This window comes from uncultured Ferrimonas sp., assembly GCF_947489035.1.
In the GTDB taxonomy this organism is placed as follows: domain Bacteria; phylum Pseudomonadota; class Gammaproteobacteria; order Enterobacterales; family Shewanellaceae; genus Ferrimonas.
Map to the genome: position 1 here is coordinate 46,291 of NZ_CANLCI010000011.1, position 12,564 is coordinate 58,854.

At 51.7% G+C, this 12,564-nt stretch carries 9 protein-coding genes and 1 tRNA gene; all 10 read left to right on the forward strand.

The features are described 5' to 3' along the window. Nucleotides 1-518 precede the first annotated feature (518 nt). Nucleotides 519-2,408, forward strand: coding sequence for a multiheme c-type cytochrome (locus tag Q0796_RS08685; protein WP_298442011.1), 1,890 nt, complete (start codon nt 519-521; stop codon nt 2,406-2,408). A gap of 320 nt (nt 2,409-2,728) precedes the next feature. Then, nucleotides 2,729-4,405 (forward strand): methyl-accepting chemotaxis protein, encoded by a 1,677-nt coding sequence (locus Q0796_RS08690; RefSeq protein ID WP_298442013.1) that lies wholly within the window; start codon nt 2,729-2,731, stop codon nt 4,403-4,405. A gap of 107 nt (nt 4,406-4,512) precedes the next feature. Then, a tRNA-Leu gene (locus tag Q0796_RS08695) sits at nt 4,513-4,599 on the forward strand. Between the two features lie 1,780 nt (nt 4,600-6,379). Then, complete coding sequence (locus Q0796_RS08700) at nt 6,380-7,348, forward strand: hypothetical protein (RefSeq protein ID WP_298442015.1); 969 nt, start codon at nt 6,380-6,382, stop codon at nt 7,346-7,348. Then, nucleotides 7,338-8,258, forward strand: coding sequence for a hypothetical protein (locus Q0796_RS08705; protein WP_298442017.1), 921 nt, complete (start codon nt 7,338-7,340; stop codon nt 8,256-8,258). The genes Q0796_RS08700 and Q0796_RS08705 overlap by 11 nt, the downstream gene beginning before the upstream one ends. A gap of 9 nt (nt 8,259-8,267) precedes the next feature. After that, complete coding sequence (locus Q0796_RS08710; protein WP_298442019.1) at nt 8,268-8,480, forward strand: superinfection immunity protein; 213 nt, start codon at nt 8,268-8,270, stop codon at nt 8,478-8,480. Nucleotides 8,481-8,642: 162 nt separating this feature from the next. Beyond that, nucleotides 8,643-9,353, forward strand: a complete 711-nt coding sequence (locus Q0796_RS08715; RefSeq protein WP_298442021.1) for a YIP1 family protein — start codon at nt 8,643-8,645, stop codon at nt 9,351-9,353. Nucleotides 9,354-9,383: 30 nt separating this feature from the next. Then, entirely contained in the window at nt 9,384-10,526 is a 1,143-nt protein-coding gene (locus Q0796_RS08720) for an efflux RND transporter periplasmic adaptor subunit (protein WP_298442022.1), read from the forward strand. Between the two features lie 3 nt (nt 10,527-10,529). Then, the gene (locus Q0796_RS08725) at nt 10,530-11,288 is read left to right on the forward strand and encodes an ABC transporter ATP-binding protein (RefSeq protein WP_298442023.1); all 759 of its coding nucleotides are present in this window, start codon (nt 10,530-10,532) and stop codon (nt 11,286-11,288) included. Continuing rightward, nucleotides 11,282-12,517, forward strand: coding sequence for an ABC transporter permease (locus Q0796_RS08730; RefSeq protein WP_298442025.1), 1,236 nt, complete (start codon nt 11,282-11,284; stop codon nt 12,515-12,517). The genes Q0796_RS08725 and Q0796_RS08730 overlap by 7 nt, the downstream gene beginning before the upstream one ends. The last annotated feature ends 47 nt before the right edge of the window (nt 12,518-12,564 follow it).

A 12,564-nucleotide genomic window follows, 5' to 3' on the forward strand; every position in this document is an offset into this window, starting at 1 on the left:
AGCAAATCGCGCCAACACCTTATAACCAATAGCTATTGCTTATATACCATTTTGGAATAACAAACACCTTAGCAACATCACCGCAACCGAGCACCAACCAAACCGTTGCCTTTTGCCAACCGTGGCGGCTGCGGCGTTCACCACTTAAATTTTAACTTACTGATAATTATCAAATTAAGTAAAATAGATTGGGATAAGTCGCCAGCAAAGCCAAGCCCGCATATCGATAAAATTCATTGCTGCCATCGGCATTTACTATCAAGGATAGCGCCCTTTTGTGGGTTGCAGATCCCCCCCCACAACACCGCCTGTCGCTGCCGATTCCCCAGCCCATTTTCGGGTAAAAACTTTCACCGCTCGAAACTCGAACAACCAAAAAATTTCAGCCTTTTTTAACTTTATTTAGATTGCTTGAGGCCATTCACAAGCTGCACCGCCAACGGCATAACCACTTTATTTATGTGGATAAACTGCAGTGGCAATGCACTAAAGCTTCAACATAGAAGCAAGGATGATGGATGAACAATGTAACGAAACTGCTGGCCGGATTAGGCTTAGCCGCGGCGCTGCTGGCACCGGCTTCCGCCGCCTGGGACAGCGACAAAGGCTGTTTGACTTGTCACGAAGGGATCGAGCGTTTTGCTGATACCAAGGTGATGAGCAAGCTCTCTTGCACCAAGTGTCACAACGGCGATGGCAAAGCCACCGAGTTCGACAGCGCCCACGCGGATCTGTGGGCCAACCCAACCGATCTGCGCGTGGTGGACAACACCTGCGGCAAATGCCACAGCAAGGACGTAAAAAACGCCAAGACCTCGATCCACGCCACCATGTCAGGGATGATCTCTGGCACCCGCTACGACTTTGGCAGCCAAAGCCGCGATTCAATCCACGCCACCTACGACGTGAAAGCGCTGAAAACTGGCCGCGAAGGCACCGTAGAGTCCTTAAGCCAGATCCCAAGCTACGATCCGACGAAAGCGGAATCCGACACCAACTCCATTGGCGACGATTACCTGCGTAACCAGTGTTTGCGTTGTCACATCTGGAGCGATGGCCACCAACGCGACGGCGACTACCGTGGCTCAGGTTGTGCTGCTTGCCACGTTGAGTACAGCAACGACGCCACCTACCAAGGCGGCGATAAGGCGATCGACAAAACCCAGAAAGACCGCCCAATCAAGCACAAGATCACCCGCGCCCCATCGGTGGATCAGTGTCAGCATTGCCACAACCGCGGCAGCCGCATCGGCGTCAGCTACAAAGGCATGATGGAGTCCGACGGTTACGGCACCCCGTACAAAGACAACGGTGGCAAGCAAGGCAAACTGCACGGCAAGCACTACAACTTCTTGCAGGCCGATTTGCACTACGATGCTGGCCTAAGCTGCATCGATTGCCACACCAAGAACGAGATGCACGGCGACGGCTACCTGTACGAGAAAAAAGAGCACGCGGTTGAGATCCGTTGTGCCACTTGTCACGGCACCACCACCACCCCAGCAACCTTGAAAACCACCCACGGTGACAAGATGAACAACCTTGAGCGCAACGGCGATCAGGTGATCATCAACCTGAAAGGGCAGGACAAGTCACTGGAGGTGCCGCAGCTGATGCCGATGAAGCAACAGAGCAACGGCGAGCTGACGCCGATGCCACTGGCGCTGTCGCCAGCGGGCAAAGTGGCGATGATGGACATTCCGGTGCACATGGAAAAACTGGAGTGTCACACCTGCCACAGCGGCTGGGCACCACAGTGTTACGGTTGCCACGCCAAGCAAGATATCTCGAAGCCAAACGGCGACTGGTTATCGGGCAAGTCGGACGATCTGTCGAAGCAATCCAACAAAGCCAATCGCGACAAAACCGCCTTTGCTTGGCAGGAATCTCGCAGCTACGTGCGTTGGGACAGCGCCGGTTTGGGCATTAACCACCGCGGTAAGGTATCCACCTACGTGCCCGGTTGTCAGGTGTTCTTAACGCAGGTGGATGGCGACAAGCCGATCATCTCGAACAAGGCCTACACCACCAAAGATGGCACCAGTGGCATTGCCCACAACCCCATTGTGCCGCACACCACCAGCAAGCAGGCCCGTACCTGTACCGATTGCCACACCAACCCGAAAGTGTGGGGCGTTGGCAGCGGCATCTATAAGGTTGAGCGTAACTTCCCTGCCGGTGAAGCCCCAATCGACTTTGAACTGGAACGCTTTGTGGATGAAAGCGGCAAGCAACTGCAAGCCACCAACCACAAAGGCGCACGGCCATTTAACAAAGCCGAGCAGGATAAGATCAAGCGCGTAGGCACCTGCATCGCTTGTCACGCCAGCGAAGCGAAGAAGATGGGCCAAGCGGCACCGAACGACATCACTCACAGCAAACTGATCCGTGAGCAGATGAACAAGTAACAGTTACCTGCAACACTGGATAAGGGCCTCTTTTGAGGCCCTTTTTTATTGATTCTTGGCCATAACGGGCGCTGCTCATTTTTTACCCCAACACGCCCATTACGCCCCCCCATCGCAGCACAATGTGACCCCCTTGTCGTTTTCCTCAGCGCCGTTATGGTTAACGACAACCGCCAAAATCAACCCACTTGTGACTGAATGGTGAACATCTTTCATTCCTTGTTACCAAGATCACAACAAACCACTTCGGCTCGTGTGTTCATAAATTCACCGAGTACACTATGCCCCCAACATATTCCTCTCTCGTTGGAGTCCTTAAAATGCAAAAACTCGGCATTAAGGGAAAAATCCTACTGCTGGCGATCACGCCACTGCTGGCCACCATTATCACGGTTGCCATCAGTTCCAACTATTTAAAGCAACAAAGCACCGACGCCCTGCTGTCCAGTTTCCGCCAAGATCTGCGCGCGGAAAAAGTGGAGCAAGTGAAAGACGCCACCACCATCGCCTTAGCTGCGGTACGAAATCAGATAGCCAATCAGCCCAACCGCGAACCACTTGATGTGGTACGTGAAACCTTGGCTGGGGTTGAATTTGGTCAAGGCGGTTATTTCTTCCTGTACGACATGGAAGGCACCAATTTGTTTCACGGCCTTAAGCCCGAAGTGGAAGGCAAGAACCTGCGCCACTTGAAAGATCCTAATGGCGTTGCCTTTATTGAAGATCTGATCCGCGCCGCCAAAAATGGCGGCGGCACGGCCAACTACTTCTATCAGAAAAAAGGCAGCAGCAGCCTGATTGAAAAAACCAGCTACGTACTGCCGTTAACCGAGTACAACTGGTGGTTGGGCACCGGCGTTTACATTGATGAAGTGGATGCCGCCGTGGCCAGCTTTGGTCAAGTCACCAAGCAGCACGCCCAGCAAGAACAACTAAGCAGTGCCGTGATCAGCGCCATCATCGCGCTGCTGGCTTTGGCACTGATTATTCTGTTTTGTCGCCGCACCGTGGCGCCCATCAATGCCATGCTGGTTAACCTGAACGAAATTGCCCAAGGCGATGGCGATCTCACCAAACGATTGGAAGCCGATGGCCACGACGAAATCGCTCAGTTGGCCCAAGCCTTTAACCAATTTACCGCCAAGCTGCAGCAAACCATTGGCGATGTCGCCACGGCCACCGAGCAGATGGCCGACGCCGTTACCCACATCAACAGCCAAACCAACACCATGGCGCAGCAGTTGAACAGCCACAATAACGAAACCGAGCAAGTGGTTACGGCGGTCACCGAGATGAGCGCCGCCGCCGGACAGATCGCTGGCAGCGCCACCCAAGTGGCCGACGCCACCCAAGCCGCCAATGGCGATGCCGAGCAAGCGCAGCAACGCTTACAGCACGCGGTGCAATCCATTGGCGATCTGGTGGGCCAAGTGGATCTGTCGGCGCAGCACATGCAAACCTTGTCGGCTCAGTCTGCGAAAATTCACAGCGTGTTAGGGGTGATTGGTGACATCGCCGATCAAACCAACTTGCTGGCACTGAACGCCGCCATTGAAGCCGCCCGCGCCGGTGAACAAGGCCGTGGCTTTGCGGTGGTTGCCGATGAAGTTCGCAGCCTCGCCAGCCGTACCCAATCCAGCACCTTTGAAATTAAAGAGATGCTGGATGAGTTAGCGCACTCCATGGAGATGGCCGTTACCACCATGGGCAACAGCCAGAGCAACGGCAAAACCACGGTGGAATCTTCAGGTCAGATCACCACCAGCTTGGATGCCGTATCCGGTGCCATCATCGGTATCAACGACATGACCGCCCAGATCGCCACCGCTGCTACCGAGCAAAGCTCGGTCACCGAAGAGATCAACCGCAACATGGTGGCCATTCGCGAAATCGTCACCGAGCTGCTGCACGCCAGCGAAGAATCGGCGCAGATCACCCAGCAGTTAGACGATTCCGGCAACGCCCTGCGTCAGTTGGTTGGTCAATTTAAGCTCTAATAGCACAGTAAAACAGCAACGGCACCGACAGGTGCCGTTTTTGTATGCAGTTGCCCAGTTCAGGGGTTGCACTTAAAAACTCTCTGCCTATAATGCACAAGCTCAAAGCCGAGGTGGCGGAATTGGTAGACGCAGCGGATTCAAAATCCGCCGGTGGTGACACCTTGAGGGTTCAAGTCCCTCTCTCGGTACCAAATTCAGAGAAAGGCCCAGTCGAAAGACTGGGCCTTTTTCGTATCTGCGATATAGCCAGCCCAGACCCCCTCCGCCGAGCAGCCCCTTGCTGAGCAAACCGCCGCTTTCCATGCCTGTACGCCTACCCTGCAGCCACCGTGGCGGAAGCACCATAAAACAGCAGCACGAGCGCCGATGGCCTGATTCGCCGTCATCAGCAGGCGTTACTGGCAACAATGCCCTGCGTTCCGAAAGCCCACTCAACAGATGGGACACCAGTCCACATTCACTCCAGCTCCAGCCCCAGCTCCAGCTCCAGCTCCAGCTCCAGCCCCAGCTCCAGCTCCAGCTCCAGCTCCAGCTCCAGCAGCCACAAACTAAACCCAAACCTCAACCTCAACCTCAACCAAAGAGGGTGACATTAGCCGCGCCGACGCGCAGCGGATCTTGAGCCCAGCGCTACGGCAACAGCGCCCAAACCGAAAATCACCGATTTCGACCACTGCTCATCATCCAGATTGAGCGGCAATAACGCGCATTGGCCCTTGCAGCAGCACAATGGGCTGGTCAACGCCCGCCGTTGCGCCTCGGGCTAAACCAGTGGCAAAGGCTGTGATAGCGCGATTAACGCTGGGTTCAACAACAACCGCAACAGTAAATGCAGCCATCTCCTCACCGTTCAGTCATTTCCCCTGCCTCAGCCCATTGAGCGGATCGCCACCAAGACCGTTGCCACGCCATCGCCCTCATATTTAACCGAAAATCCCCTTTATCAACCACTGCTCACCTTTATCCGGTTCCCCAACCGGATTTAATTAGTATCAATATCAAGCCAAGCGGAACAGGCTTAAAAATTAAATAACTCATTAAGGAATAAACATGAAACTGAATAATACCGCAGAACTTAACTCTCAATTTGGCGTTGCCGGTGCTTCACAACTGCAAGTGGTTGGCGGCCCTATCTGTATCGGCATCATGGTTGTATTGATTAAGTAATCATTGCCCACCTCGCCATTAACATTTATTAACTTATTTAAAACTTAAGGAATAAACATGAAACTGAATAATACCGCAGAACTTAACTCTCAATTTGGCGTTGCCGGTGCTTCACAGCTGCAAGTGGTTGGCGGCCCTATCTGTATCGGCATCATGGTTGTATTGATTAAGTAATCATTGCCCCTTCACCATAAACATCTTTTAACTTATTTAAAATTAAGGAACACCCATGAAACTGAATAACACTGCGGAACTTAACTCTCAATTTGGCGTTGCCGGTGCATCACAGCTGCAAGTGGTTGGCGGCCCTATCTGTATCGGCATCATGGTTGTATTGATTAAGTAATCATTGCCAACCTTTACTCGAATTTACTTTTACTACCACCCAATCAAACATTAAGGAAATACCCATGAAACTGAATAACACTGCGGAACTTAACTCTCAATTTGGTGTTGCCGGTGCTTCACAACTGCAAGTGGTTGGTGGCCCCATCTGTATCGGCATCATGGTTGTGTTAATTCGCAAATAATACAGTTAAAACACAAAAGGGTAATTCATGAAACTGCAAAATTCAGCTGACCTAAAGTCCCCATTAGGCGTAGCAGGAAGCTATCAACTTCAAGTTGTCGGTGGCCCACTATGTTTTGGTGTCTTTATTGGATTTGTTCTTTAATAAACAATTCAATTTGTTTATTAAAGACGTATTGAAAGAGTGTTGTGGCAGCTTCGCCTGCGGTATGAAGCAGCCACACCTCTTCAGCAACGTTCATGGCTCACTCTGATACACTCTTCAGGAGCAGAAGATGAAACCAAATAAAAATGTGGAAGCGTTTATTAACGATCCAGATGCCATTGCGGCAACAGTAAAAAAAATTGAAAGCAGCCGAGAAAAAAATCTTAATTTTGAATTAGTCTCAAAATTAAATACTGCTTTTGCTGCTGACACTCAACCACAGCAAGCGCAATTAGCCGCCATTGTAAAAGCTTACTCGACACAAGCCATAGCAGAAATCATGGCGGAAACAATGCAGCACCAAGCCAATGACGATTTCTACGTCTACCCATTAGCTGGGCACACCAGCACGTTTGCACAACGCATTATTCTCGCCAACACCGATCATTACGATCTCAGTATCGATATGATTGATGCAAAGCAACTGAACAATTACAAAGCTGAAAGCAAGCAAAACCTAGCCCAGCGTGGCATTCAGTTTTGGGGTCGTGAAACCATGACCTACTTTATCCACACCGGCGGCCTGAAGGTCTCCTCCTGGCGCCACGACGTCAGCACCGACAACTTTGTCGAGCAGTACTGCCACCATGCCGGCACTCGTGCACTGGATGATGGCGAGGTGATTTTTAGCCGCGCCAACGAAACCATTATGTATGAATCTGCCGATGAAAATGTGCTGGCCATTTCGCTTGAATTTAAGGCCAACAAAGCACCGGTAACCTTGATGTTTTCTGCAGCAGACCAACAACTAAAATTTCAGAATCCATCGGACGAATTAGACTCACGAATTCAATTAAGCATGTTACTGCTAAAGAAGCTTGATTACGCTAAAGCGATCCCAACATTAAAGAAATATTTAACCAGTTCAAGCCACTTTATTCGCTGGTATGCGATGCAACAAATATTAGGTATTGATGCATTAACCGTTTTAGATGAGCTCGCACAGATGGCACAGGAAGATGACCATCATGAAGTACGACTTGCCGCTCAACAAACGTTAGACATCATTCGCCAAAAGGAGTTTTCTCATGCCTGTTAATTTAAATCTTGACCACATTACCGAATCAATCAGTTTAGAAGAGTGTCATCAACAGTTAGTCGACAGCAAGTTTGATCCTAACGATGAAGAAAGCTTTATCTCGGTTGCTCCATCATTAAAGAAATTAAATAACAACCGCACTTTTTTGGCTGATATTTTAATCCAAGAATTGGAAGATCACTGCACCAACCAAGAAAAAAGCAACACTTATACGCCGCAAGTGATTATGCTCAAGCCAGCGGAAAAAGATTTAAACTTCTTTATGCGTGCCAATATCTGGTTGCCGAAGTCTGATCCATTATTGCAAGCCTCTGGCGAGAAGTCGTTTTTCTACCGCGTGCCCCATGATCATAACTTTAATTTTTTAACAACCGGCTACATGGGTTCTGGTTATCACAGTGATTATTATGAATACGATTATGAAAAGGTCGTTGGTTTCCCTGGCGAAGTGGCTAACCTGCGCTTTGTAGAACACAAGCAGTTAAGCTTGGGGCAAACGATGTTGTATCGTGCTTATAAAGACGTGCATAACCAACTGCCCGCTGACGATTTATCCGTAACATTAAATGTGATGCCAGCAACCATGTTTAATCACTTACGGCCGCAATATATTTTTAATGAACAGTGCAATAAAGTTGAACGCACCACCGTAACCACCAACTCGTCGGTTGAACCCACTTTGCAATTAATCGCGCAGTGCGGTGGCGAAAAAGGGCGTGATTTTATCACCCGAATGGCCACCAATAGCGTGATTGATGAAAACCGATTCAGCGCAATTAAAACCCTAACCTCTGTACAGCGCAGCACCGATGGCAAAGCCAATGTATTAGAACAATATGGGCTGGCGTCTTCATCTGAATTAGTACGCGAGATGTCTAAAGTTCACCTGCACGCCCTAAGTTTAGGGTAAGGATTAACGATGCTTTCATCACTGAGTAACATCGAACTGATTGTTATTGTTCCTTGTATTTTATTACTTTACTTTTTACCCAGCATTGTGGCGTTTTTACTTAACCGCAATCATAAAATGAAGATCCTCGCGGCCAATGTGCCCGCCGGCATATCCTGGGTCATGTGGTTTGCGGTGATGGCCTGGGCCATTACCGGCAAACCACGCCAAACGACCGCCTAAGCGACCCGTTGCTCCATCAAGCCCCGTTTACTGTCAGCGTAAGCGGGGCTTTCTTCGTTCTGATGCCGCTTATCCTGACGATCTGCCGCTTATCCTAATGTCACCTTGCTCTGTTGAAGCCGCTGGTAACTTTTACCTCAACACGTTATCGAGGTATTAAAAATGAACTCTTCAGCCCCAAGCATTGGTACTGCTTTTATTAATGGATTGGTCGCCCCAAGCGCCCTGTTTGGCGAAATCAAACTGCTGCGTCGCTACGGCCTCTATGCCTTAATGGCAGTGCTGTTGCTGTCGCTCTTCAGTAACTACACCTTCTTCAGCAACATGTCCGAGCAGCACTTGCTGTCAGAGCAGTTGGCGCAGGTGCAAGGGTTGTCGGCCAGTGAAATGGAGATGGCCGCCGAAATGATGCAAAAGACCCTGCCCTACACCGGCTTGATCGCTGGCGCCATTAGTGCCGCATCCTTGCTGCTGCAAATCTTGTTACTGTCGGTTTACGTAATGATGGTGGCCAAGCTAACCGCCGCCAACAGCCAGCTGCGCTTCAGTGATTACGTTAACTTCAGCAGCTGGTGTTACCTGCCCGCTTGCGCCTCCGCCTTGGGCTTAACCCTGCTGGTGTTCACCTCGTCCACCCCGGATCTGCCGCTGTCGTTGCAGTACTACGCCTCGTTTAATCAGCTGTTTATTCACTACAGCAGCGATGCGCCACTGCACAATTTAGCGCAATCCTTTGCCCTGTTTGATCTGTGGATCATCGCCTTGCTGATCACCGGTTTCATCACCAGTTTTAAGCTGTCGTTCGGCCAAGCCATTGTCGCCGGTTTGTTGCCCTACGCGCTTATCTACGGCACCTGGTTCGCCATCGCCTAACGTTCGGATCATCGGTTTAAGGAGCACATCATGAAAAAAGCATTGTCATTACTGGCGCTGTTTGCCGCCGTTGGCTTTCTGGCCATGTCGCAAAACACCTCTTCAGCGGCGTCGAACACGCCGATGGAAACCCACGTGGTTGAGGTGGCCGACATTCACGACAGCATTCTGGCTTCGGGCAATTTCACCTTTGCCGATCAAATTGAACTGCGCTCCGAAGTGATGGGGGTGGTCACCAAGGTGTTGGTGGATGAAGGCACCTTTGTGCGTAAAGGCGAATTGTTGCTGGAACTGGATAAAACCCAGTTTGCCGCCAACGTTGCCCAAGCCAAGGCATCCGTTGATATTCAAGCCGCAGAGATAAAACGCTTAGACGAAATGGCCACCGAGCGCGAGCGGGTGCGAACGCAACTGGCCACCTTAGCGAAAGCGGGCACCATTGATAGCGAAACTTACGCTCAGGCCATTAGCCACGCCAAAATCGCGGTTATCGATTTAGAGGCAGCGCAGCACCGCTTGGTGCAGCTGCAAGCGTTGCTGGCGCAGCACGAAATCAACTTGAACAAAACCCAATTTACCGCCCCCTTAGATGGCTTGGTGCTGAACGTTGGGGTGAAGGTGGGCGAAACGGTGATCGCTGGCAGCACCAACATTGTTGGTAGCGCCCTGATGACCTTGGCAGACACCAATACCTACGTTGCCCAAGTGCGCGTGGATGAGGCCGACTTAGCCAACATCAGCCGCGGCCAATCGGTGGATCTGTTTGCCGCCGCTCTGCCCAACCAAGCCCTCAGTGGCCAGATCACCAACGTCAGCACCACCGCCCAGCGCAGCAATCAAGGCCAAGGGCTGCACTATCAGGTGGAAGTGACGCTGGCATCGTCAGAGTATCTGTTCCCCGGCATGAGCTGCCGCGCCGAGATCTTAGTGCAGCAACAGGCGAACGCACTGGCGGTGCCGATTGCCGCCATTCAGCAACAAAACGGCGAACATTTTGTCTGGGTGGTCGACAACCAGATTGCCGAAAAGCGCAAAGTATCGCTGGGGGTTTCCTCGGATCTGCAACAAGTGATCACCACCGGGATCCAACCTAACGAGCGGGTGATCATTGGCCCAAGTCGTCAGTTGAACGGCTTACAGCCGGGCCACAAAGTGACCCTGATGGAGGGCTAAGCCATGAACGCCAACCCGATTATCGAGCTGCAGCAGATCACCAAATCCTACCGGATCGGCACCGACCGTTACTTGGCGCTGAAGGGGATCGATCTGCGCATCAACAGCAATGAATTTATCGCCATTACTGGGCCCTCGGGCTCGGGCAAGTCCACCTTAATGAACATTCTTGGCTGCTTATCCCAGCCAGACAGCGGTCATTACCGTTTGGGTGATAACGACGTGGCCAGCGCCAGCGAGGACGATCTGGCGGGCTATCGCAATCGCTCCATCGGCTTTATTTTTCAAAGCTTCAACCTGTTTGCCCAGCTGACGGTATTGGACAACGTTATCTACCCGCTCAAGTTCCGCTGGGGCCAAACCCAAGCGCAGCGCAAAGCCAAAGCACTGCAGGTGCTGGCCAGCGTAGGCTTAAGCGACAAAATCAACAATTTGCCCAATCAGCTGTCCGGTGGCCAGCGGCAACGGGTGGCCATCGCCAGAGCGCTGGTCACCGAGCCTGAGATCCTGTTGGGAGACGAACCCACCGGCAACTTAGACAGCAACACCACCGACGAGATCATGGCCTTATTTCGGCAGCTGCACGCCAATGGCCAAACCATTGTGCTGGTCACCCACGAGCCGGAAATTGCAGCGCAATGTCAGCGCGAGCTGCGCTTGGTGGATGGCCAAATTGTGCAAGACCGCCGCCGCGAAGGCGCTCAGTTCGCCCCCGTTTCGCCCGCCTTCCGCGCCAAAGCACAACAGGAGATCGCATGTTAGTACGGCTGCTACACGGCATTTACGAAGGCGGCTCTTCCGCCATTCAAGCCATCTTCGCCCACAGCTTTCGCAGCGCCTTAACCACCCTTGGCATCATCATCGGCGTCAGTGCCGTGATCGCGGTGGTGTCGATCATGGAAGGGTTGGGCGCCAGCGTAGGCAAACAGTTGCAGGATTTAGGGGCCGACATGGTGACGCTGCAAGCGCACACCAGCACCGAAAAAGAGATGCTCGGCCTAACCAGCAAGATCACCATCGACGATTACCACTACCTTAAAGCCCGCAGCCATGGGGTTGAGCACATCGCCGCCAAGATGCGTTCGTTCAGCATGGGATCGGAAATTCGCTACGGCCAAAAAGCGGTGACTTCGCAGGTTTTAGGCACCGAAAGCGCCTATCAGCAGGTGGTTAACGTGTTTCCGCAGCAGGGGCGATTTCTCTCCCCTTCCGACGACAGCAAGCGCCGCCGGGTGGTGTTTCTGGGCAGCTCATTGATTGATAAATTGGATCTGCCTACCAACCCCGTGGGCGAATTTGTGCAGATAAACAATGAATGGTTTCGAGTGATCGGCGTAGCCGAAGCCAAAGGCACGCTGCTGGGGTTTGATCAAGACAACTACATTATTGCCCCGCTCAGCACCGTGGCCTCGTTGGCTGGCGGCCAGCACAGCATTGGCGTAGACATTGTCTTTACCCCCAAGGCGGATGCCGAGCTAGCGCAGATCACCCAATCGATGACCACGCTGTTACGGCACAAATATCAGCTGTCCGGTGACGATCCCAACTTCTTTGAATTTGAAACCGCCGAAAAAACCAGAAAGCAGTTCAGTGATATTACCGGCTCCATCACCTTGGTGGCCGCTGGCGTGGTCGGCATCAGTTTGATTGTTGGCGGCATCGGCATCATGAACATCATGTTGGTGTCGGTGACCGAACGCACCAAAGAGATTGGCATCGCCAAGGCGTTAGGGGCAACGTCGCAAATCATCTTAACTCAGTTTTTAGTCGAGGCTTGCGTACTGGCATTATTTGGTGGCATTGCTGGGATCTTGCTCGGCTATCTTTTGGCCAGTATAGTATTTTTGTTCATGCCGATTGCATCAGCAACATTGGTGCCGCTATGGGCAATATGGTTGGCTCTCGGGTTCAGTTTTACCGTCGGAGTTGTATTTGGGATCATGCCCGCGATTAAAGCATCGCGTTTGGATCCTATCGATGCATTAAGATAAGACTTACAAATATTGTGCCCTTTCTAAAAAGTTATTTGTTCTACCTT